The sequence below is a fragment of the Mucilaginibacter daejeonensis genome, from assembly GCF_020783335.1.
Classification (GTDB): domain Bacteria; phylum Bacteroidota; class Bacteroidia; order Sphingobacteriales; family Sphingobacteriaceae; genus Mucilaginibacter; species Mucilaginibacter daejeonensis.
The window spans coordinates 505,646-528,537 of the sequence record NZ_CP086068.1; the positions used below are offsets into that span (position 1 = coordinate 505,646).

General features: G+C 46.9%; 25 protein-coding genes. 10 read left to right on the forward strand and 15 right to left on the reverse strand.

The features are described 5' to 3' along the window. Nucleotides 1–213 precede the first annotated feature (213 nt). From LLH06_RS02260 to LLH06_RS02275, 4 genes are all read left to right on the forward strand, one after another. Entirely contained in the window at nt 214–1,410 is a 1,197-nt protein-coding gene (locus LLH06_RS02260; RefSeq protein WP_228171639.1) for an MFS transporter, read from the forward strand. A 209-nt stretch (nt 1,411–1,619) separates the two neighbouring features. Further along, nucleotides 1,620–1,799 carry a hypothetical protein gene (locus tag LLH06_RS02265; protein WP_228171640.1) on the forward strand — a complete coding sequence of 60 codons (180 nt, stop codon included), beginning with the start codon at nt 1,620–1,622 and terminating at the stop codon, nt 1,797–1,799. Between the two features lie 22 nt (nt 1,800–1,821). Next, nucleotides 1,822–1,986: a hypothetical protein gene (locus tag LLH06_RS02270; RefSeq protein ID WP_228171641.1), complete on the forward strand. Its 165-nt coding sequence runs from the start codon at nt 1,822–1,824 to the stop codon at nt 1,984–1,986. A 42-nt stretch (nt 1,987–2,028) separates the two neighbouring features. Further along, nucleotides 2,029–2,172, forward strand: a complete 144-nt coding sequence (locus LLH06_RS02275) for a hypothetical protein (protein WP_228171642.1) — start codon at nt 2,029–2,031, stop codon at nt 2,170–2,172. An 80-nt stretch (nt 2,173–2,252) separates the two neighbouring features. Here LLH06_RS02275 and lpxB read toward each other — a convergent pair whose 3' ends face one another. Both lpxB and LLH06_RS02285 read right to left on the reverse strand, forming a co-directional pair. Then, nucleotides 2,253–3,365: a lipid-A-disaccharide synthase gene (lpxB, locus tag LLH06_RS02280; RefSeq protein ID WP_228171643.1), complete on the reverse strand. Its 1,113-nt coding sequence runs from the start codon at nt 3,363–3,365 to the stop codon at nt 2,253–2,255. Continuing rightward, entirely contained in the window at nt 3,362–3,625 is a 264-nt protein-coding gene (locus LLH06_RS02285) for a hypothetical protein (protein ID WP_228171644.1), read from the reverse strand. The genes lpxB and LLH06_RS02285 overlap by 4 nt, the downstream gene beginning before the upstream one ends. A 72-nt stretch (nt 3,626–3,697) precedes the next feature. Between LLH06_RS02285 and LLH06_RS02290 the strand changes: the two genes are divergently transcribed. Next, the gene (locus LLH06_RS02290; protein WP_228171645.1) at nt 3,698–4,261 is read left to right on the forward strand and encodes a hypothetical protein; all 564 of its coding nucleotides are present in this window, start codon (nt 3,698–3,700) and stop codon (nt 4,259–4,261) included. A gap of 76 nt (nt 4,262–4,337) precedes the next feature. On the opposite strand, the gene surE is transcribed toward LLH06_RS02290, so the two are convergent. Continuing rightward, nucleotides 4,338–5,105, reverse strand: coding sequence for a 5'/3'-nucleotidase SurE (gene surE, locus LLH06_RS02295; RefSeq protein WP_228171646.1), 768 nt, complete (start codon nt 5,103–5,105; stop codon nt 4,338–4,340). Between the two features lie 244 nt (nt 5,106–5,349). On the opposite strand from surE, the gene LLH06_RS02300 reads away from it, so the two are divergent. The 3 genes from LLH06_RS02300 (at nt 5,350) to LLH06_RS02310 (ending at nt 7,886) form a co-directional block, all read left to right on the forward strand. After that, entirely contained in the window at nt 5,350–6,150 is an 801-nt protein-coding gene (locus LLH06_RS02300) for a glycosyltransferase family 2 protein (protein WP_228171647.1), read from the forward strand. Between the two features lie 111 nt (nt 6,151–6,261). Next, nucleotides 6,262–6,672: a response regulator transcription factor gene (locus LLH06_RS02305; protein ID WP_228171648.1), complete on the forward strand. Its 411-nt coding sequence runs from the start codon at nt 6,262–6,264 to the stop codon at nt 6,670–6,672. Continuing rightward, nucleotides 6,669–7,886, forward strand: coding sequence for a sugar transferase (locus tag LLH06_RS02310; protein WP_317206712.1), 1,218 nt, complete (start codon nt 6,669–6,671; stop codon nt 7,884–7,886). The genes LLH06_RS02305 and LLH06_RS02310 overlap by 4 nt, the downstream gene beginning before the upstream one ends. Before the next feature lie 99 nt (nt 7,887–7,985). Here LLH06_RS02310 and LLH06_RS02315 read toward each other — a convergent pair whose 3' ends face one another. The 8 genes from LLH06_RS02315 to rpmB all read right to left on the reverse strand — a co-directional run bounded on the left by LLH06_RS02315 (nt 7,986) and on the right by rpmB (nt 14,743). After that, nucleotides 7,986–8,981, reverse strand: a complete 996-nt coding sequence (locus LLH06_RS02315) for an L-histidine N(alpha)-methyltransferase (RefSeq protein ID WP_228171649.1) — start codon at nt 8,979–8,981, stop codon at nt 7,986–7,988. Between the two features lie 19 nt (nt 8,982–9,000). Then, nucleotides 9,001–10,146, reverse strand: coding sequence for an ergothioneine biosynthesis protein EgtB (gene egtB, locus LLH06_RS02320; protein ID WP_228171650.1), 1,146 nt, complete (start codon nt 10,144–10,146; stop codon nt 9,001–9,003). Nucleotides 10,147–10,152: 6 nt separating this feature from the next. After that, nucleotides 10,153–11,724, reverse strand: a complete 1,572-nt coding sequence (locus tag LLH06_RS02325) for an ABC transporter permease/substrate-binding protein (RefSeq protein ID WP_228171651.1) — start codon at nt 11,722–11,724, stop codon at nt 10,153–10,155. Further along, a complete protein-coding gene (locus LLH06_RS02330) occupies nt 11,721–12,686 on the reverse strand; it encodes an ABC transporter ATP-binding protein (protein WP_228171652.1) in 966 nt (321 codons plus the stop codon). The genes LLH06_RS02325 and LLH06_RS02330 overlap by 4 nt, the downstream gene beginning before the upstream one ends. Nucleotides 12,687–12,806: 120 nt before the next feature. Then, nucleotides 12,807–13,772 carry a signal recognition particle-docking protein FtsY gene (gene ftsY / locus LLH06_RS02335; RefSeq protein ID WP_228171653.1) on the reverse strand — a complete coding sequence of 322 codons (966 nt, stop codon included), beginning with the start codon at nt 13,770–13,772 and terminating at the stop codon, nt 12,807–12,809. Nucleotides 13,773–13,964: 192 nt separating this feature from the next. Continuing rightward, nucleotides 13,965–14,126: a DUF4295 domain-containing protein gene (locus LLH06_RS02340; protein ID WP_228171654.1), complete on the reverse strand. Its 162-nt coding sequence runs from the start codon at nt 14,124–14,126 to the stop codon at nt 13,965–13,967. Between the two features lie 99 nt (nt 14,127–14,225). Beyond that, the gene (gene rpmG, locus LLH06_RS02345; RefSeq protein ID WP_074490316.1) at nt 14,226–14,408 is read right to left on the reverse strand and encodes a 50S ribosomal protein L33; all 183 of its coding nucleotides are present in this window, start codon (nt 14,406–14,408) and stop codon (nt 14,226–14,228) included. A 101-nt stretch (nt 14,409–14,509) separates the two neighbouring features. Beyond that, nucleotides 14,510–14,743, reverse strand: a complete 234-nt coding sequence (rpmB, locus tag LLH06_RS02350) for a 50S ribosomal protein L28 (protein ID WP_228171655.1) — start codon at nt 14,741–14,743, stop codon at nt 14,510–14,512. Nucleotides 14,744–15,004: 261 nt separating this feature from the next. On the opposite strand from rpmB, the gene acs reads away from it, so the two are divergent. Both acs and LLH06_RS02360 read left to right on the forward strand, forming a co-directional pair. Further along, nucleotides 15,005–16,906 carry an acetate--CoA ligase gene (gene acs / locus LLH06_RS02355; protein WP_228171656.1) on the forward strand — a complete coding sequence of 634 codons (1,902 nt, stop codon included), beginning with the start codon at nt 15,005–15,007 and terminating at the stop codon, nt 16,904–16,906. A 111-nt stretch (nt 16,907–17,017) separates the two neighbouring features. Next, nucleotides 17,018–18,364 carry an alpha/beta hydrolase family protein gene (locus tag LLH06_RS02360; protein WP_228171657.1) on the forward strand — a complete coding sequence of 449 codons (1,347 nt, stop codon included), beginning with the start codon at nt 17,018–17,020 and terminating at the stop codon, nt 18,362–18,364. 83 nt (nt 18,365–18,447) lie between these two features. Here the strand turns inward: LLH06_RS02360 and LLH06_RS02365 are convergent, their stop codons facing one another. The 4 genes from LLH06_RS02365 to araA all read right to left on the reverse strand — a co-directional run bounded on the left by LLH06_RS02365 (nt 18,448) and on the right by araA (nt 22,800). Next, nucleotides 18,448–18,987 carry an RNA polymerase sigma factor gene (locus LLH06_RS02365; RefSeq protein WP_228171658.1) on the reverse strand — a complete coding sequence of 180 codons (540 nt, stop codon included), beginning with the start codon at nt 18,985–18,987 and terminating at the stop codon, nt 18,448–18,450. A 296-nt stretch (nt 18,988–19,283) separates the two neighbouring features. Further along, nucleotides 19,284–20,303 carry a UDP-N-acetylmuramate dehydrogenase gene (gene murB, locus LLH06_RS02370; protein ID WP_228171659.1) on the reverse strand — a complete coding sequence of 340 codons (1,020 nt, stop codon included), beginning with the start codon at nt 20,301–20,303 and terminating at the stop codon, nt 19,284–19,286. 120 nt (nt 20,304–20,423) lie between these two features. Beyond that, entirely contained in the window at nt 20,424–21,158 is a 735-nt protein-coding gene (locus LLH06_RS02375) for a head GIN domain-containing protein (RefSeq protein WP_228171660.1), read from the reverse strand. 142 nt (nt 21,159–21,300) lie between these two features. Continuing rightward, nucleotides 21,301–22,800, reverse strand: a complete 1,500-nt coding sequence (araA, locus tag LLH06_RS02380; protein WP_228171661.1) for an L-arabinose isomerase — start codon at nt 22,798–22,800, stop codon at nt 21,301–21,303. Nucleotides 22,801–22,892: the final 92 nt, after the last annotated feature.

A 22,892-nucleotide genomic window follows, 5' to 3' on the forward strand; every position in this document is an offset into this window, starting at 1 on the left:
TATTTGAAAATATTTTATTAAAAATTTATTCGCTTTAGCATTGCGCTATAAATATGATACGAATATCCATATAATTTTGCCAATTGCTAAAATAAACTAAACGTTGTAACACGTTTAATACATAAAGGTCAATTTTACACTTATATGGAGTTTTTATAACGATCGCCATTTGTGTTTTAGCATTTTTGCATTGAACTTTTTTTCATCTATTTTATGTCGTCCGTAACCTCAGCTTCACAACCACATAAATTAACACCACTGATCCTGTGGGTCATGACACTGGCCACTGGGTTAGTAGTGGCCAATATATATTACAACCAGCCGCTGTTGGGCGACATCGCTAACGCGTTTCACATCACCAAAGCGCAGGCCGGCCAAATATCCATGTATACGCAAATGGGATACGCCACCGGGCTTTTGCTCATCGTCCCCTTGGCCGATATGTTCGAGCGTAAGCGATTGATGATGATTGATCTGGCGTTGGTGGTGCTCGCCTTGCTCATCGTAGCCGGTGCTCAGCAGGTTTGGTTGCTGTCGGTAGCCAGTTTTCTTCTGGGTGTTACTTCAGTGGTCCCGCAGATACTGATCCCAATGGCCGCACATTTGGCCGAACCGCACGAACGCGGTAAAAAACTGGGCGTAGTAATGAGTGGCTTGCTTATCGGTATCCTACTCTCACGTACCATCAGCGGTTTTGTGGGGGAGCATTTTGGCTGGCGAAGCATGTTCTATATAGCCGCCGGCTTAATGATCATGATGTGGTTGCTTATGTTATTAGTGGTGCCCAAGGTACAGCCTGATCACAAAGGTTCGTATTCTGAACTAATGCGATCGCTTATCACCCTTGTAAAAAGGGAACCCAAGCTGCGTCTGGCGGCATTTAGAGGGGCATTATGTTTTGCCTGCTTCAGCGCGTTCTGGACAACGCTCGTGTTCCTGTTGAGCGAGCCACCATTCAATGAAGGCAGCGCTGCTGCTGGTGCCTTTGGTTTGGTGGGTGCGTTCGGGGCGTTGGCCGCCGGATTGATCGGCCGGTTGAGCGACAAGATCGATACCCAGAAACTGATCACCTACACTGTACTGCTGCTGTTGGTATCGTTCGTTATCTTTTTGTTGTTCAGCCGTAGTTGGATAGGGTTGATCATTGGTGTGATCCTGATGGATATGGGGGTGCAGGCTACGCATATCTCTAACCAGGCGATCATCTTCTCCTTGGATGGCGCTGCACGTAACCGGATCAATACCGTTTATATGGTGTGCTACTTTGTGGGCGGTTCGGCCGGTACCTTCATGGCGGCACATGCCTGGGGTACCTATCGTTGGGCCGGAGTTTGCGCCATCGGTATCATTCTGTCGGCCCTTGTGCTCATCGTACACTTGTTTAGCCTTCGCAGCAGGACACTTAGCTGACAAACTATACAATTTCTGACCATTCTATAACACAGAGGCTGTTCTTTCATTAAGTTCCGCACAGCTTTTTTATGACCTCTTTTTTCGTTCTGTGTATATATTTTATGCTGATATTCAATTTATTGTAAAATATAATTCGGGTGATGGCAGGTTTTGGCATTGGTTTGGAGTAAGCTTAAACAAATCGACCAAACATTTTAACTGAAGATATGAACGGACAACCGGACGAGAGCCAGGAGCAAAAATGGGAAAACCCACAAAATCCTGAACAACCTGCTGACCGCCGTGACGATGAGCAGTTACAAAGGCAATATGAAGAGGCCAAACGCAGGAAAGACAACCTGACCGAGACCGACCATATTGACAAGGAAGATGTAAAGAAACAATAACTTTTAACCTAACATCGAAAACATGAAAACTTACAGCCAACCTTCGATAAGCAAATTAGTAGCACGTTTTGATAATGAGTTGAAAACACTTTTGCTACAAGACCTAAATAACGCCAAAAAAGCTAAAGAGCAATTGGTGGAGACCATCAAACAAGCCATCAGTAAAAAAGGCCTGTCGGCAGCTTAATTATAACATCTTTCAACATCTACCTATATAACACATCTACCTATGAAAAGCAATACTACACCAGCTCCAAGCAAGTTGCTTAAAAAATTCGACGCTACCTTGAAAGACCTATTGATGGCCGATCTGGCCGCCTTCAAAGCTAAAAATGCTTTTGAGGGTAAATCAATCATCGCCAAAGCAGCATAATTAGCATCTACTACATCTATCTATAAAACGCTTTTTAGCATCACCTATGAAAACGATAAAGCTCCGCAACTTGCGGGGCTTTATTTTTTTATAGCATAGCCAATGATCAGCGAGGCTGTTTTGGCCGATGCGCCCGGCTGGCCCATGATATGACGCAGCGCAGCATGGTCATCCAGTATGCGCTGGCGATAGCTACCATCAGGCAGTAATTGGTTAAGCTCGTAAGTAAGGGTTTGGGTATTGCATTCTTCCTGGATCAGCTCTTTTACTACAAGCTTATCCATGATCAAGTTGACCAACGACAGATATTTGATCTTTAGAAATTTGCGTCCCGCCGTTACCAGTATAGGGTCTGCCTTATAGACTACTACCTGGGGTACATCAAATAAAGCTGTTTCTAAAGTGGCGGTACCTGATGTCACTACCGCTGCACGTGCATAATGCAACAGGTTATAAGTTGCATTGAACAATACAGGCAGGTTGGCCCCGTTCATAAATCGCTGGTAATAGGCCAACTCAAAAGAAGGTGCACCAGCCACTACAAAATGTTGATGTGGGAACTGTGCTGCAAGTTTGACCATCTCAGGTAGTATTCGAGATATTTCCTGTTTTCGACTGCCGGGCAGTAAGGCCACTATCGGCTTATCGGTAAGCCGGTGTTTTTGAACAAAGTCGGGGTCGGGCTTGAAGGTGGCGATGGCATCAAGCAACGGGTTGCCCACGTAATCTACCTTCATGCCGAACTGCTTGTAAAAATCCACTTCGAAAGGAAGGATGCAAAACAGGTGGTCGACCACTTTCTTGATCTTGAACACCCGCTTTTGGTTCCAGGCCCAAACTTTGGGCGATATGTAAAAGCATACCAATATGCCCTGAGTCTTAGCGAACTCGGCTATCTTCAAATTAAAACCCGGAAAATCGATCAGGATCAGTACATCGGGTCGGTGAGCAAGTATGTCCTCCTTACAGTTGCGCATATTACGCAAGATGGTTCGCAGGTTCATTAGTACTTGTACAAAACCCATGTAGGCCATGGTGCTGTAATGCTGTACCAATGTTCCGCCTTGTGCCTGCATTAGGTCGCCGCCAAAATAGCGTAGTTGGGCATCAGCGTCCTTTTCTTTAAGGGCTTTGATCAGGTTTGCGCCATGCAGGTCGCCCGATGCTTCGCCTGCTACCAAGTAATATTTCATGTAAGCCTGATCTTAAAAATGAAAAGAAGCAGCATACTTAAAAAAGTTGCCATCATTACGCCCTTACCGGTATCGTCAGTATTCTTCTTGTTGCAGATCCTGATGATGACCAGGTTTATGCCCAAAGCGATGAAGTAGGGCATGGTCGGTTTGTTCAATATTACCACGTTGGTATAGATCACATTAAAAAACAGCCACGCCAACGCAGGAGGAAGCATACCGATCAAGAAGCCTGTTATCACTGAATTTTTTGCGGGCATAATTATTCAAAAGTACGATACTGTTGGCTTTTTCCTTTACTTTTAAGAACGATAAATGTGACCATAAACACCATGCAAAAGATCACCCTATCCATTGCTTTGATATTAGTAGGCCTGACCACAAAGGCGCAAAAGGCCGTGCCGCAGATCACAGCAGGTACGGTACTGAACTATACGGCATACGCACGTGCGTTCGGGCAAACGCTGCCTGCGGTGCTGACTATAACCGACGTGAATGCCCCGTTGCGCATGAAATGGTCGATAGGGGGATTGGGTACCGGTACGTTCGAGATATCAGCAAAGGCCATACAAAGCGCCGACCGGATGGCGCTGCGCGAACCTGGTTTTGAAGAGGTGACCAAGCTCAGAGACAATGAGACCATCGCCTTCCTATCAAAAGACACCTTTAACGCGTTGATCACCGATAAGGCCTTTGAGCTGAACGGACAAAAGTTCGCGGTGGTGCCTGATGCACCAGCATTTGTATTAGACACCAAGGAACTCGACAGCTTTTACGCTGAGACCGAAAATAAGAAGACCAAGATCTGGGTATTAAATAATCCAGCCTTTCCATTGATCATGAAGCTGGAAGGTGCGAAACAAGGGATAGACCTGGTGCTGAACAGTGTGAAATAGAGCTCAGAACAGATCCAAAACAAAAAGCCAGGTCAATATGCCTGGCTTTTTTGTTTTCTTCCGCTTTTGGCTTAAATCAAAACTTCCAGCCGTTAAGCACCGATATGGCATGGTGAGCGGTCATATCGAATTGGACCGGCACTACCGAGGCATAGCCATGGTCCAACGCCCAGTTGTCAGTATCCTCACCCTGATCGTTCAGTTGGAACTCACCGGTTAGCCAATAGTATGGGCGCTTGTGCGGGTCAAGGCGTTCATCAAACTCCTCGGCCCATTTACCATGTGCCTGGCGGCAGATCTTGATGCCTTTGATGTGCGCTTCTTTAGGGAAATTAACGTTCAGTAATGTGCCTGTTGGCAGGCCATGTTCTAGTATCTTTTTGGCAATGCTCTCTACAAAAGGAGCACATGGCGCAAAATCAGCTTGTAAAGTAAAATCGTCCAGCGAGAAACCTACCGAAGGTATCCCCTCGATCGCGCCTTCTACTGCGGCCGACATCGTACCTGAATAAAGTACATTGATCGAGTTGTTGAGTCCGTGGTTGATGCCAGATACGCATAGATCAGGCTTTTTACCTCTGAAAATACGGTTAACGGCCAGTTTCACACAGTCTACCGGTGTACCTGAGCATTTGTACATCTCAACGCCTTCGTAAAGTTCCACCGGGTCAAGGCGCAGAGGTTTGCCTATGGTGATCGCATGCCCCATGCCTGATTGCGGACTATCGGGCGCTACCACTACCACGCGGCCTAATTTTTTAACGGTATCGATCAGGGCTTTGATGCCCGGCGCGGTGATGCCGTCATCGTTCACCACTAAAATGGTCGGGTCGGTCTTTTTCATAAGTAAGGCAAAGCTAACCATTATCGGTCAAAGCCCGGGAGGGCAACTTCGGCATCCATCTAAATATATTTTAAAATAAACCGCACAAACCTGGATCGCGTACGTATACACCGGTCTGACCATCCAACTTCATAGCCTAAGGTTGTACCTGTGCTAAATAAGTGTTAGATCTGCATTAGATCGGCTGGTTTGTTGTAAATCATACAAATAATTGAATATTTAATTATAATTTGGTTCTATCATTATGAGACCCGTTTCTATACCAGCGTATATTAATGATTATTTTTATAATAAGCAGGACCCCAGTAAGGTCAAGCAGGCATATGAGCGGTTGTATAAGGACGGTCGTCCCGATGTATCCATCGTGATGCCGGCCTATAATGAAGAGAGCACCATCGTACAGACACTGGCATCTTTGTGTAACAATGAGACCAAGTGGTCGGTAGAGGTGATCGTAGTGAACAATAACTCCAAAGACAGGACGGAAGAACTGGTAAAAGCCTGTGGCGTGACGTGTATACTTGAAACCACGCAGGGCATCACCGCGGCCCGTAATCGTGGTTTGGCCGAGGCGCGCGGTAAGTACATCCTTAACGCCGATGCCGACACCATTTACCCTAAATACTGGATCGAGGAAATGATCGCGCCGCTGGCCGATGGCACCAAGAGGGTGGCCATCACTTACGGCGGATTCGCATTTATTCCGGTGGGTAGTACTGGGCGGGTCACTTATTTCTTTTATGAATACCTGTCAGACCTTACACGATCATATAACAAGTATTTCAAGAACGAGGCCGTGAACGTTTACGGTTTTGATTCGGGGTTCAGGCGTGAGCAGGGGTTGCAGGTAGATGGCTTTAACCATCCGCCTGGCACCAATGAGGACGGTTACCTGGCACTAAAACTTAAACAAAAAGGATTTGGGAATTTACACAGAGTGAGCAGCGCAAGATCCATCGTATGGACCACCGACAGGCGTATACAAATTGACGGCGGTTTGTGGAAAGGTACGATCAAAAGATTGAAGCGTGTTTTTTTCTCCTGACGATCCCGGTAACACAACCTTTAACAAATATTTCCGTAACAGGATGAAAACGAAAGTATGATACCTGTTATTAACAACCTATTAAGCACAAACAATAGCAGATCCACACGTATGGGATTTTCAGACACTGGGCAAACTAAGATCTTGATCATCGAGGATGATAATTATATGCAGCTCATTCTTCGTAAGTTCTTAGGCAAAGCATATGAGCTCGAGATATGCCCATCGGCCCTTGAAGCACTTTCGTTCTTGCAGAACGGCAACATACCCGATCTGGTGATATCAGATCTGAACACGCCCAACCTTACCGGGCTCGACTTTATAACCCAGATCAGCAGTAGTGATTTTTTCCGGTCAATACCGGTGATCATCGTATCAGGCGAGGATAGTTCAGAAACGCGTATCAGGTGTTTAGATACCGGTGCCGATGATTTTATAGTGAAGCCATTTAACCCGGCCGAACTGGAAGCAAGAGTTAGAGCGATCTTAAGAAGAATAGGCAAGAGCGTACAAAGTTTATGAGCGTTGATGAACTTGGCCACAAAAGGCAGATCATTGCACTGATCAACCTGAGCGATAACCTTACCATCTCGATCAATCAGTGCAATTTTAAGGACCGCCAACTTATGCATTTTAAAAATGGGATGCAGATGTTCTCGGCCTGGCAGGAGCAAAAGCTCAATATAGCCGCGGTGATATCGCAGGATGAGATCCTGGCATCATCAGGTGTTACACTATACGAAACGCTCAAGAAGAACAACATGGGTAACATCCCGTTCTTCATGATCATTAACCACTTCAATAGCAACCTGCGCGAGTTAGCGCTTAACGCAGGCGTGGCCGATGTTTTTAAACTGCCGGTCAATGTCAAAAATATTGAGACCCGTGTCAATTTCCTGATCGATCACTGGCAGCCGCTTAAGGCCAAGTCGTCGCAAACATCGCAGGCCACCTACAGCGTTCCGGTAGGTAAACGTGCTTTCGATATCTTTTTTTCAGGATTGGCCTTGTTGATGCTGTCGCCATTCTTTTTGGTCGTTTACCTGTTGGTAAGGCTCGAATCAAAAGGTCCGGCGTTTTACTATTCGTTGCGGGTAGGTACCGGTTACCAGGTGTTCAAATTCTACAAGTTCAGGTCGATGTACGTAAATGCTGATAAACGACTGAAAGATCTGAAGCACCTTAACCAATATGACGTTGATGCCGCTGCCGCTAAAAAAGACAACGAGCAAGGTAAAGAAGTGATCGAGAATACCGCGATGCTTTGCTCAGAATGTATGGGTGCGGGTAAATGCCAGTTCCCGATGTATGCTGACAACGTGCACTGGTGCGAGCGCGAGTATGTAGATAATAAGAAGACCAGCGCAGGTTCAGCATTCTTCAAGATCAAGAACGACCCGCGGATCACCAAAGTGGGTAACTTTATCCGTAATACCAGTATCGACGAACTTCCACAGTTGTGGAACGTGTTTATTGGGGATATGAGTATTGTGGGCAACCGCCCGTTGCCACTTTATGAAGCGGAGAAACTGACCACCGATAAATACGCCCTGCGCTTTCATGCACCGGCAGGTATCACCGGCCTTTGGCAGGTGGAAAAACGTGGTAAAGGTGATATGAGTGAAGAAGAGCGCCTGATGCTTGACAATGTTTATGCCCAAAACCACAGCTTAGTGAATGACGTAAAACTGATCTTAAAAACGATCCCTGCGCTATTGCAAAAGGAAAGTGTATAACTCAGATCCTCAAAAATATAAAGGCCACTCGTGATCGGGTGGCCTTTATTGTTCTTGACGTTTCTGTATGGATCGTTCTTGCTGATCAGTGTAAGCAGATCACACCGCCACCCAGATCGTATCCATGAACCAGTTCTTGCTATCGCAAAAATGACCTGCCGGTTTAAAGCCTGCATGTAAGGCCATGTAATTCACTTGTGATACGGTGTATTTCTGCGATATTTCCATGTAGATATATTCGTCTTTGGCAAATTCCACTGTGTGGTCGCATAGTTCTACCTGCTGATCGGCCAGGCTGATCAGGTAGCTTTTGCATGAACCCGTCTCAGGATCATACATGGGGTAGTGCTCAAATTTATCAAGGTCAAAGTTGGCATTCAACTCGCGATTGATGCGTGTCAGTAAGTTCAAGTTGAACTGGCGGGTATTACCCTCTGCATCATTATAAGCGGCTAAAATGGTACGCGGATCCTTCTTCAGGTCAACACCCATTAAAACGATATCGCCGGGCGACAGGTGCGAGCGCAGCTCCATGCAAAAGTTCTCGGCATCGGCCACAGGCATGTTGCCAATATTAGATCCCAGGAACATCACCACCTTGCGTTTAGGCGATAAGGTAGTGGCCTTGTTGAGCATATCAAAGTACTCGCCGGTAAGGCCGTTAAGGCGCAGGCCGGGCAGGGTAATAGGCAAAGTGTTTTGCAAATAGCTGATCACATGGCCCGAAATATCGATAGGCAGGTAGGTGAACTTTGCGTCTGCATTTAAAAGGTAGCGCAATAAATGGGTAGATTTCATGGCATCACCTGCACCCAGCTCGATCAGGTCAAATGGGTCGCCGTTGGCCATGATCGCTTTGGCCAGTTCAGCGGTTTGCTCCGTAAAGATCTCCAGTTCACAGTCGGTAGGGTAGTACTCAGGACTATTCATGATCTTTTGGAACAACTCATCGCCGGTGCTGTCATAAAAATATTTAGCCTCCAAATATTTTGGCGTAGCGGTAAGCCCTGCGATCACGTCATCGCAAAACTGCTGTTCAGCACTATGGTCGATCACTTGTTGCTCGGTTGGTAAGGTGGTATGCATGTTCTTCATTGTGTAGGTGATAAGGTAGTTACTTGGCCAGCCTGATGCCTGTAAAATGCCAGCGCAGGTTAGGGTGGAAAAAGTTTCGGTAGGTGATGCGTTCATGTCCGGGCGGTGTGGCCTCTGAGGCACCACGCAGTACCTTTTGATTGACCATGAACTTGCCATTATATTCGCCTATGGCTCCGGGAGCTTTACTAAAACCTGGGTAGGGCAGGTAAGCGCTCTCGGTCCATTCCCAGCTTTTACCCCATTTGAATTGGGGAGCAGCGGCTTCCCACTCAAATTCGGTAGGTAAGCGCATTCCTTTCCATGATGCGTACGCATAAGCCTCATAAAAGCTGATATGGCCAACGCTATCATGCAGGTGAACCGGCTCCAACCCACGGAAAGTGTAAACATGCCACTCCCCATCAATGTTGTGCCAGTACATGGGAGCGGTAACCTGGGTGGTCTTTACCCAATCCCAGGCCTCGGCGTGCCAGTATCTGAAATCCTGGTAACCACCGGCCTCAATAAACTCGAGATAATCGGCATTGGTCACCAGTTTGCTGCTGATCTGATAGGTGTTCAAGTATACCTTGTGCCTGTTCAGTTCATTATCGAAGCAAAAGCCGCTTCCGTTATGCCCTATCTCATAAATGCCTTCAGGCATGTTGATGAAACCTTCCTGACCTTCATCTTTAGGTGACGAATAAGCTTTGTTATACGCAGGGAACAGTGGGTTGTGACCCAATATGTACTTGATATCGTAATACAACAGTTCCTGGTGCTGCTCCTCATGATTAAGGCCGAGTACTAAAAGCTCTTCAACATCGGGCGATGGCTCATGGCATAAGAACCTGTACATGGCCTCGTCCACATACTCGCGATAGCGATAAATGTCCAGTACGGTAGGCCGGCTCAAGTTGCCCCTATCAGTACGGATCACGCGGGCACCTACCGTTTCATAATAGCTGTTAAATACAAAATTGTAGCTGGCATCATACTCCTGGTACCCCATAAAATAAGGTTTGAGTATGAAGGTCTCGAAGAACCATGTGGTATGCCCAATGTGCCACTTAGGTGGACTCACATCTACAACAGGTTGTACAACATAGTCTTCGGTTTGTAGGTAACTGCAAATATCTTCGGTGTGCCGGCGAACGGCTTTATAACGATCGACCAGTGTCATTTACTATTAGTTCGTTTCCAAAAAGCGTTTGAGGTCTGAAATTGTTTTAATACCCAACTCATTCGAGCGCTGCTTGAGCATCATCAGCGCATAGGCGTTATTGAAGCCGATAGGCTTTAACCAGCTGATCTTATAGCGATCAGCGAACTGCTTTTTCACGTAAGCATAGGTCTTATCCTTATCGGCACCCACCTGCTGCAACAGCTCGGCAGACGGCTGCAACAGCACTAATAGCCCTGTGCCGGTATATTCGGGGTATAGGTCGATCTGGTCGTTGGTCAGCGCATCGAAACAGATCTTGGTCCCACCCAGTCCGGTCTTGGCCGATGTGGTATAATCGGTGTTGCCTTCGATCAGCATTTTGTACATGGCAGCCAGTATATATTGTTCTCCAAAAACCTTAGAGCCTATACGAATAACACCGGCCTGGCCATTCCGGCTCGGTTTGTAGAGACCCTGCGCGACCAGGAAATCTTTGGCCACACGTTCTGGTGTTTGATGCAGGTTATCGGTACGATAATTCAGGTCGGTCATGATGCTGTCGGTAATATGACCGGCCAACAGATCAAGCGCCGCCTCGAGTTCCGGATATTTTTTCAGGGCATCTTCCCTCACTATGGGTGCCGCATAGTATGGCGGAAATATATGCTTATCATCTTCCAAAGTGATCAGCCCGTAAGCCTTTAGCCGGCCATCGGTCGAGTATCCGCTGATCACATCGATCTGCTTTTCATAGGCGGCCTTATACATCACCGCATCGTTGATCACAATAGTGTTGATCTTGAGGCCATACTTTTGCTGTAGGCCTAAGTTGCCATCCTGTCGGCCCATAAATTCGGGAGTGAAACCGGCGGTCAGTTTATCGGTCTTGGTCTTTGGTATCACATAGATGACCGCCAGCACAATGACCGCTACTGGTGCAGCATACATGATCAGTTTAAGCTTTTTAAAGCTGGTACGCTGAATAACTGCCAATAACACATCGAACAAAATGGCTAAAAGTGCTGCTGGTATTGCCCCAGCCAATATCATGTTTGAATTATTGAGCGATATTCCGCCGAAGATAAATTCACCCAGTCCTCCTGCAGCAATGTAGGATGCCAGGGTAGCAACGCCAACATTGATCACGGTAGCGGTGCGTATGCCTGCCAGTATCACAGGCATGGCTAAGGGAAGCTCAACCTTGAACAAGATCTGACCACTGCTCATACCCATGGCCTGGGCGGCTTCTTTAACGGAAGCATCAACACCGGTAATGCCGGTATACGCGTTGCGGATGATAGGAAGCAACGCGTAGAGGAATAGTGCAACGATGGCAGGCGTAGCGCCAATACCCAAGAGTGGGATCATAAAACCGAGCAAAGCGATACTGGGAATAGTTTGCAGAACACCCGCAATGCCGAGCACTGTGCCAGACAGTTGCTTTTTACGGGCGATCAATATTCCCAATGGCAAGCCAATGATGACCGCTATGATCAGCGAAACGATGGTGAGACCGATATGCTGAACCGTTTGCGCAAGTAACTTGTCTTGCTGCTGATGCATGAACTGCCAAAGCGTTTGTTGCTGTTCGTTCATGCGGTCAGGGTGTTTTGATGTTGATACCAGGCTGACATCAATTGGTCGAACGTTACCGTTTTGGGTTCATGGGCGGGAGAGGGCATGATCAACAAGTGCTGGGGATGCTTGCGCTCCAGGATTTCCATGGCTGCCCAAATATTGGCGGTAGATGGAATGGTGAGGTCGGTCTTCGATACCTCTACCGCTGATGGAAGCAGGTCCCAGACATCGGTCAAATGAACGGCTTTTAACTCGAGCTGTAAGCGCTGCGAACGCAGAAAATCGCTTACAAACGTGTTCACCGGTTTAAAGAGTAACTCGGCCGGTGTGCCTAATTGAACGATGCTGCCTTTATCCATAATGGCAATGCGGTCGCCTAATTCAAAGGCCTCCTGTACGTCATGTGTTACCATTACGATGGTCTTGCGTTGGAGCTCATCCAGCTGCTTGAATTCTGACTGGATATTAGCACGAGTGATGTTATCTAATGCCCCAAAAGGCTCATCCATCAATAGCACAGGCGCATCGGTCATGAGCGCACGGGCCAGGCCTACACGCTGCTGTTGGCCGCCGCTCAATTGACGGGGATATTTATCAAGCAAATCAGTAGGTAAATGCAACTTGCTGATCAGCTCTTCGGTACGTTGACTGATCTGCGCGTTGCTCCATTTAAGCAGCTTCGGAACCACGGCGATGTTCTGCGAAATGGTATAATGTGGAAAAAGGCCAGTGTTCTGTAGTACATAACCTATGTTGCGCCGTAAAAGTTCAGGCTTTTGCAGGGTGATATCCTCATCGTTGATCAGCACCTGGCCCGAAGTAGGCTCAATAAGCCGGTTCAGCATTTTCAGGGTCGTGGTCTTGCCGCAACCGCTGGTGCCCAACAGGATCAGGTTCTCTCCTTCGCCCACCTCGAACGATACATCGTCGACCGCCACGGTTCGGCCATATTGTTTGCGCAGGTTTTGAACCTTGATCATGTTTAAAGTTAATAAGATCAGGCGTTGGTTGTTTGCGCGGTTGTGAAAATATTGGTTGCTTTATTTACAAAAAAGGGCCATCCTCATCGGACGGCCCTTTTTGTGTTCGTATCATTTATCTTACTTCTTAAATAACGAATCTACAAATCCCTTGCGGTCGAAGAGTTGTAGGTCATTCATTCCTTCGCCTACGCCTATATATTTCACCGGGATCTTAAATTGGTCAGATATCCCGATCACTACACCGCCTTTGGCCGTGCCGTCCAATTTGGTCAAGGCTAAGGCATTCACTGCCGTGGCTTCGGTGAATTGTTTACATTGCTCTATGGCGTTCTGGCCGGTAGAGGCGTCTAATACAAGCAAGATCTCGTGAGGAGCGTTGGGGATGACCTTTTGCATCACATTCTTGATCTTGGTAAGCTCATTCATCAAGCCTACCTTATTATGTAAACGGCCGGCGGTATCAATGATCACCACATCCTCACCATTAGATACGGCCGAACGCAGCGTATCATAAGCTACCGACGCAGGATCAGAACCCATGGCCTGGGCAACTACGCGCACGCCTACGCGTTCTCCCCATAGTAGGATCTGGTCAACAGCCGCCGCACGGAAAGTATCAGCAGCACCTAATACCACTTTATTTCCGGCTTGTTTCAGTTGATGGGCCAGCTTGCCAATGGTGGTGGTTTTACCCACACCATTAACGCCAACCACCATGATCACGTATGGTTTGTGGTCGCCGTACTCAAAGTTCTGGAAATCGTTGCTGTTATTTTCGGCCAGCAAGTGTTGTATCTCGTCGCGCAGGAGGGTGTTCAGGTCGGCAGTACTCACATACTTATCGCGGGCTACACGGGCCTGGATACGATCAATGATCTTCAGGGTAGTGGTCACACCCACATCTGAGGTCACCAATACCTCCTCCAGGTCATCAAGCACCTCGTCATCCACGGTCGACTTCCCGGCGATCACCTTAGTTATTTTGGAGAAAAAGCTATCCTTGGTCTTTTCAAGACCCGTGTCCAAAGCTTCTTGTTGCTGTGGTGTGGTGTCCTTTTTCTTAAAAAAATCGAATAGTCCCATGCGTTAAAATGTGCTGATCTTTATGTGCAGTGATGCAAATATAGCTAAAGCCACTCAACCCCTTGATGGCCGAACACTTATTATACAATTATATGAGATAATGCGTATCGCCTTTCGGAATACCGTAACAGAAAAAAGCCATCCCTGTATACAAGGACGGCTTCAAATATCTTTTAGTAAAAGAGCGGATAATTAAGCTTTAGCTTCGCTGATCGCGTCTTTAACGTGATCGTTGTGTACCATTTGCTCTTTGAATGAATAAGCACCTGTTTTAGGCGACTTGATCATCGTAATTACCTTTGAGTACTCTTTACCTTTACCGGTTTTCAGGGTTGCAACTACTTTCTTTGCCATATCTTTGTGGTGTTAGTAATTATTAGGTCATTGTGTTATTAGATCAACGGTCGTTAAATACGACCTGTACCGTATAACAAGTAACTTAATAACTAAAAATTACTTAATTTCTTTGTGAACGGTAACTTTACGCAGTACAGGGTTAAATTTCTTTAACTCTAAACGCTCGGTTGTATTTTTCTTGTTCTTGGTGGTAATGTAACGAGACATGCCCGGCATACCGCTCTCTTTATGCTCGGTGCACTCTAAGATCACCTGAACTCTGTTGCCTTTCTTTGCCATCTTATATGTTGGTGTTTGGGTTATTGAGTTATTAAGGTCATTGAGTTATCCAGCCAGTTGCAGTGAACGACCCAATAACTTTATCAACCAATAACTATCTACTATATATATCCTTTTTTAACAAATTTATTGATACAAGCAGTGATACCATTTTTGCTAATGGTCTTGATCGCTGAAGTAGATACTTTCAAAGTGATCCATTTATCTTCTTCAGGGATATAAAACTTCTTGATCTTCAGGTTAGGATAAAACTTACGGTTGGTCTTAACGTTCGAGTTCGATACGTTATGGCCGTTCAATGGGCTTTTTCCTGTTAAATCACAAATTCTTGACATGACAAAACTTTTTAATGTTTCTTTTTCTAAAAGAGTTTGCAAATATCAGAAAATTAAGAGGATAATGCAATAGTGCCTTCAAAAATAATTTTAAATCTTTTTGAACGACCGCTTGACCCGTCTCAATAACCAAAACCATTGTCTACCCGATCGCATTGTTAAAGATAGTTGTTTAATTATGGCCTATCAGCAACGATAACGATGGGTAAGTATCCAAGATCGTTTATATTGCGCCTACCAATTTAAATATTCTTACTTGTTATGAAAATCAATTCGTTCGACCATTACCACGAGGTCTTTAAACAGAGCGTTGAACAACCCGAGCAATTTTGGGAGAGCATAGCCGATACCTTCCAATGGCGAAAGAAATGGGACAAGACCCTTGAATGGAATTTTAAAGAGCCTAACATCAAATGGTTCCAGGGTGGTAAACTTAACATCACCGAGAATTGCCTCGACCGCCAGTTAGATAAAAATGGTGACACCCCCGCCATTATTTGGGAGCCCAACGACCCTACCGAAGATCACCGCATAATCACTTATAAACAGCTGTATGACAAGGTTTGCCAGTTCGCTAACGTGCTCAAGAACAATGGTGTAAAAAAAGGCGACCGCATTTGTATATACATGCCCATGATACCTGAGCTTGCTATTGCCGTGCTGGCCTGTGCGCGTATCGGTGCTGTACATTCGGTAATATTCGGTGGCTTTTCGGCACAATCTATTGCCGATCGCATACAAGATGCGCAATGCAACGTGGTGATCACCGCCGATGGTGGTTATCGTGGCGCCAAGGACCTGCCGCTGAAATCTGTGATCGATGATGCGCTGGTACAGTGCCCTTCGGTAAAACGGGTGATCGTACTAACCCGCAGTCACACACCGGTAAGTATGATCAAAGGCCGCGACGTATGGTGGGAAGATGAGATCAGAAAAGTAGAGACGCAAGGCAACCCTGATTGCCCTGCCGAGGAGATGGATGCCGAGGACATGTTATTCATCCTTTATACGTCCGGATCCACCGGTAAGCCAAAAGGGGTAGTACATACCTGCGGCGGCTACATGGTGTATGCGGGTTACACATTCGATACCGCGTTTCAATATCAGCCCGGCGAGGTGTACTTCTGTACCGCCGATATCGGTTGGATCACTGGTCATTCTTACATCGTATATGGTCCGCTAACACAAGGCGCTACGGCCGTGATGTTCGAAGGCGTACCTACCTGGCCGGATGCCGGTCGTTTGTGGGATATCGTCGAAAAATTTAAGGTAAATATTTTATATACCGCACCGACCGCCATCCGCTCGTTAATGAGCTTTGGGCTGGATATGGTAAAAGACAAAGACCTGAGTTCGCTGACCAAGCTGGGTTCGGTAGGAGAGCCACTGAACGAGGAGGCCTGGCACTGGTTCGATGAAAATGTGGGCCATGGTAATTGCCCGATCGTTGATACGTGGTGGCAAACTGAGACGGGTGGTTTCATGATATCGCCTATTGCCAACGTGACGCCGCTTAAGCCTGGTTATGCCAGCTTGCCGTTGCCGGGCGTACAACCGATACTGGTGGATGAGAATGGTAAAGAGATAGAGGGTAACGATGTAAGCGGGAACCTTTGTATCAAGTTTCCTTGGCCAGGCATGCTGCGCACCACTTACGGTGATCATGAGCGTTGCCGCACTACTTATTTCGCCACCTATCCTGATATGTATTTTACCGGCGACGGTAGCTTGCGCGATGCTGATGGCTATTACCGCATCACCGGTCGGGTGGATGACGTACTGAACGTATCAGGTCACCGTATAGGTACCGCCGAGGTGGAAAATGCTATCAATATGCACAGTAGCGTGGTGGAGTCGGCCGTGGTGGGTTACCCGCACGACATTAAAGGACAGGGCGTTTACGCATTTGTGATCAGTCCTGACAAACATGAGAACGAAGAACTGACCCGCAAGGATATCCTCATGACCGTAAGCCGGATCATTGGACCGATAGCCAAGCCTGACAAGATCCAATTTGTTAGCGGATTGCCTAAAACGCGCTCGGGCAAGATCATGCGTCGCATATTACGTAAGATCGCCGAAGGAGATACCTCTAACTTGGGCGATACCAGCACACTGCTGGATCCAAGCGTGGTGGACGAGATCAAAGACGGAGCTTTGTAACAAGGCCTTAAAAGTATGATTATAACGACCGGACGTTCGCAGAGCGGTCCGGTCTTGTTTTTAATAAGTGGCCGGTTCATCCATTTTACTTAACCATATTAGCCAGTGTTTATGTGGCGTTATACTTTGATCTTATTTTTTGTCGCTATCGGCCTCAGAAGCCAAGCGACCACTACTGGTAAGTGGCCAAGCCTGGTGACCGGTGGTAGTATTCAATTCAGCATCACCGAAGCTAAAATGCCTCTTAAGGACTTTGACGGCCGTATTATGACGGTAGTTTACCTGGAGCGACTGAAGCTGAGAAAGGTCGGCCGTAATAGTATTAAAAACGATGTGTCTTGGCTGTTGGCTCAGGGCTATAGGGTGGTGGAGCTTGACTATGCCCATCATCAAAAGGCCATCTCGCCCAACATCAACGCCGACATTATTGCCATCAATGACTCTATTAGCGCCGGAAAGTTTTGCGGTTTGCATGACTGCTCGCAATACCGGTCATACGTGCTTTTTGAAGGCTACCGATTGATGCGCGATGTGCCTTACTTTGTAGATGATCCAAAGGTGTACAACACGCCAAAGGAGTATTTTAAAGGCGATAGTTTGTACATGGACATCATTTATCCGGCCAACACGCGCAAACAGGTACCGGTGGTGCTCTCCTTCTCTTACAGCAACAGCTATGCTACCTATGATCAAGCCAAGGGAGTACTTACTGATCAAAACAAACATCAACGGCTAAAGCAGGCATACACACTGGCGGCATTCAATGATTCGTTTTTGGAAGGGGCGCCGGGTAGAGGCATAGCCTGGGCCATTGCGGATCATCCTAAATACTGTCCGTGGGGAAAAGGTCAACCGGTGAATGGCCGCAATGATACCTATCGCTCGTTTGAGGACGGCATAGATGCTGCCCGTAAGGTACGGTCAGGAATAAGGACATTGCGTACGATAGGCAAGAGTATAGGCTTATCGGGTAAGATAGGTATCTACGGCTTCTCAAGAGGCTCTACAGCAGGTTCAATGGCCATTGGCGACAGGAAGGTGCCGGCCATCGATACTGCCGGTTTTAACAAGGAAACTAACGCGCAGGTGCAGGCCGCTGCGCTTGGTCCGGGGGTGTTCGACCACACACAAATTTACAACACTATCAATGATGGCGATGCCAATCTGGAAACGCATTGCCCATGGGTTTGGGGCGAATTGGAGAAGAACCGTGCTGTTTGGGAGCGACAAGGCGCTGCTTACCTGGTCAATTCATCGGCTACTGCGCCTGTGATGTTCTTTCACAATACCGATGATGATCATTACTACGACGACCAGATCCAACATTTCAAGGCAAAGCTTTCATCTTTGAATGTGCCGGTGTTATCGATCACCAATTATGGCAAGGGCCATTCGGTACCGCAAACTGGAGAGGTGCTGTCGCAACTGTATGATTTTTTTGAGCAGTACTTGAAATAGTCAAGAACATCCCAATAAAAAAAGCGGCTGCCCTATAAGGCAGCCGCTTCCAGTTGTATATATTGAGTTTAAATGTGCTCTAACTATTCTTCGTCGGCGTATACCGCTTTTTTCACACCGTTATCATAAGCCTTCAAGTTCTTTTTAAGAAGCTTGCGAGCAACATGGATACGTGTTTTTACGGTACCGATAGGGATAGCTAAGTGATCAGCTATCTCATGATACTTATGGCCTTCAAAGTACATGGTGAAAGGCACATAGTAGTCTTCAGGTAATCTGTCTAAAGCGCGACGGATGTCATCCATGATGAACTTCGACTCGCCTTGATTTTTGGTAGAGCTGAACACCAGGTTCGCTGAAGATATCTCTTCTGACTTGGTAACAAATGTGCTCATCTTAACGAACCTGCGGTAATTATTGATGAACGTATTTTTCATGATGGTATACAACCATCCTTTTAAGTTAGTACCTTCTTTGAACTTGTTATAGTAGGTAATAGCCTTCAACATTGTGTCCTGGACAAGGTCGTTAGCATCGTCTGCATCGTGCGTAAAGTGCAATGCGTATGAACGTAGTGAACTTGCCTGACGCAGTACCATGGTGTTAAACTCAATCTTTGTCATTATGTTATCTGTTAAAGTTTTGTACACAGACAGTGACAAACATGATACCGTTTTGGCCAAAGCCGAAATTATTGATGCCTAAAGCGCGGTGCTTTTGAACTTAAATATCAAAAAAGTGGCCTGGATCAAAACAAAAGGAGGGTGTATAATATATTGTTTACCAGAAATTTACCTATGGTTAATCTGTAAAGTAATTAATTAACTATAAGGTTAAGATGAGGTGTGTTGCATTTTGCATACAATAACCTACGTACTGTTCACATTATTGGATGGTGAAACACAAAATGTTGTATGATCTACTGGATAATGTTCACTTCACGCTCCAATATTACTCCAAAACGCTCCTTCACACTGTCAATGATCTGTGAGGAAAGATCATAGATCTCTTGCCCGGTGGCTCCACCATGATTGACCAACACAAGCGCTTGGTTCTTCCAGGTACCGGTATGGCCTACTACCTTTCCTTTCCAGCCGCATTGCTCGATCAGCCAGCCGGCCGCCAGTTTGACCAGGCCTTCGCCTGCAGGGTAATGTGATATGTTGGGATGCTGTGCTTGTATGGCTGAGAACTGCTCCTGTGTAATGACCGGGTTCTTAAAAAAGCTACCCGAGTTGCCTATGGTAGATGGATCAGGAAGCTTGGATACCCTGATGGCCGATATCACTTGAGATACATCTTTGATGGTAGGATTGTCAATATGGCGTGCTGTAAGTTCCTGCTTAATGGCCCCGTAGCTTAAGTTGAGCTTAGGTATGGTGCTGAGTTTGTATTTAACAGAAGTGATGATGAACTCTCCTTTGAGGGTAGATTTAAAAACACTTTCGCGGTAACCAAAGTGGCAATCAGCATTGGTGAACGTTTTGATCTGCCCGGTGGCGATCTCAAAAGCGCGACAGCTTTCAAAAATGTCCTTGATCTCGACACCGTAAGCGCCAATGTTCTGGATAGGAGATGCACCGACCGATCCGGGTATCAGGCTCAGGTTCTCCATGCCGGCAAAACCATGGTCCACGCAGAAGTTCACCAGGTCGTTCCATACTTCGCCAGCCCCTGCATCAACGGTCACGGTGTCGCCATTGATCTGATGCTCGATACCCCGTATGTTCATGCGGATCACCAGTCCGTCAAAGTTGTTCACCAGTAACAGGTTGCTGCCTCCGCCCAATACAAGCCTTGGTATACGTTGCCAGCGCTCGTCCATGAACAGTTCGCGGAGTTGTTCTTCCCGGCTTATCTCAACAAAATACCGTGCCTGTGCCTCGATACCAAAGGTGTTGAAATTTTTGAGGGATACGTTCTCTTCTATCTGTAACATGGTGTATGGGTGTTTAGCGCGCAAATCTCGTTAATTATTATCAGATCCGCTTCATGGCCGGTGGTATAACATTCAAAGGCGCAACAAGTGCGCCTTTGAATGTATATAATAAGGTTTATGTTAGAACTTGATCAGGTCGCCGCTACCGCTGATATTGCTGTTCACGTTGCGGGCACCGCCGGTGTAACGCACATCCCCCGAGCCTGAGGTAGAGGCATCGATCTTTTCGGTAGCATTTACGGTAGCATCGCCTGAGCCTGAGATGCGAATGGTGGTGCTGGTGGTCACTAAATTCTTGCCGCTAAAATCGCCTGAGCCTGATATGCGGATGTTCGACACATCGGCACGGCCGGTCAGTTTGATGTCACCAGAGCCGCTGCTTACACTTTCAAGGTTCTTTACATCTACCTTGCCTTCAATATCGCCAGAGCCGCTGGTGCTCACCTTTAAGGCCTGTGTGCGGAAACCTTCTTTAAAGTAAATATCGCCGGAGCCGCTCATGCCTATACTTTTCAGATCCTTGGCCACTATGCGTACCACACGTTTGCTGTCGCTATTCCAGTTCCAGGTAAAACCGCTGCTGCTTTTGTTGTAGATCTTCAGCACGCCGTCCTTTACCTCGGTAATGATCTTATCGATCTCGTTGCCATTGGCTTCCACCTTTACCGATTCAGTAGAACCTTGTGTGATATACACATCGAACGAGCCCGAAACAGCAACAGCCGAGAAGCCCGATAAATGACGGTCCTGTACATCATACCGTGATATATTAACAGCAGGTGTTGGTTTAGCGAAAGTTTGAGTGGTGCCTGCGATCAGTGCAGTAGCCAGTAATATGCGAGACAAAGTTTTCATGGTCATTAACGTTAGTTATTGATAAGACGCCGGCTGTTCACGAATGGTTACAGTGAAAAATGAAATTATCTTGGGCGCATCGCTGCCCAATGAAAAAGCCACCGCTGTTGGACGGTGGCTTTGATAACTTTATTAGATCGTATTACTTGATCAGCTTGTAATAAGCATCGTTCCAGGCGATCTCTTTTTGGAACTCGCGTAGTTTGGTGTCCTGACCGATCAACAGGTATTCGATACCGGCCATTTCAGCAAAGGCATGCAAATGCTCGTCGGTAAGGTTCTGGCTGTAGCAAGTATGGTGTGCACCACCAGCATAGATCCAGGCCGCACATCCGTCCTTCATGTTCGGGTATGGTTTCCAAAGTACGCGGGCAACAGGCAGCTTAGGCAGGTCATGAGTAGGCTCAACCGCTTCCACCTCATTAACGATCATACGGAAACGGTTACCCATATCTACGATGGATGCGTTCAGCGCTGCGCCACCGGCCACGTTAAATACTAATCGTACAGGGTCAGCTTTGCCGCCTATACCTAATTGATGCACTTCTACCTTTGGTTTGCCGGTAGCAATGGCAGGATCAACCTCCAACATGTGCGATCCTAACACCAGGGAGTTATTACCGTCGAAGTGGTAAGTGTAGTCTTCCATAAAGGCGTTACCTCCTGGCAGGCCGGCACCCATCACTTTCATGGCACGTACCAAGGCTGCGGTCTTCCAGTCGCCTTCGCCGGCAAAGCCGTAACCTTCGGCCATCAGGCGTTGTGCGCCAATACCCGGCAGTTGTACCATGCCATGCAGATCCTCAAATGTATCACTGAAGCCTTTGAAGCCACCTTGTTTCAGGAACGTACGTAAGCCAACCTCGATCTTAGCGGCCTCCACTAATGACTGGTGCTGGTCTCCACCTTTAAGCAATGACGGCATCACGTCGTACAGGTCAAAATACTCCTGGATCTGCTGGTCGATCAGTGCATGGTCAAGCGAGTTGATCACATGTACCAGGTCGCCGATACCATATGAGTTCACTGAGAAACCGAACTGCAGCTCAGCTTCTACCTTATCGCCATCGGTAACGGCCACATAACGCATGTTATCGCCAAAACGGGCAAATTTGGCACCTTGCCAGTCATGCCAACCGGCAGCAGCACGTGCCCAAACATTGATCTGGTCGGCTACTTCTTTTTCTTGCCAGTGGCCAACCACTACCTTGCGGCGTAAACGCATACGGCTAACCATGAAACCGAACTCGCGGTCGCCGTGAGCACTTTGGTTCAGGTTCATAAAGTCCATATCGATGCTCGACCATGGTATCTCGGCGTTGAACTGGGTATGCAGGTGCAGTATCGGTTTTTTAAGGATGCTTAAACCTCGGATCCACATTTTAGCGGGCGAGAAAGTATGCATCCAGGTGATCAGACCTATACAGTTAGGCGCTACGTTAGCTTGCTGTACCAGGCTATATATCTCTTCAGATGACTTAACGGTAGGTTTGAATACTACGGTCACCGGGATGGTCGCGTTAGCGTTCAGGCCATTGGCTATCTCTTGCGAGTGAGCGGCTACCTGTTTAAGGGTCTCCTCACCATAAAGGTCCTGGCTACCGGTAACGAACCATACTTCTAATTCTTTTAAGTTTATCATTTTTCTGTTGAAAAAAAGTTAAGATGTTGATCAGTTAAATAGTTAAGTTGTTATTGGTGAGCAATGTTATGGCAGTATCAACTACTTTGCCA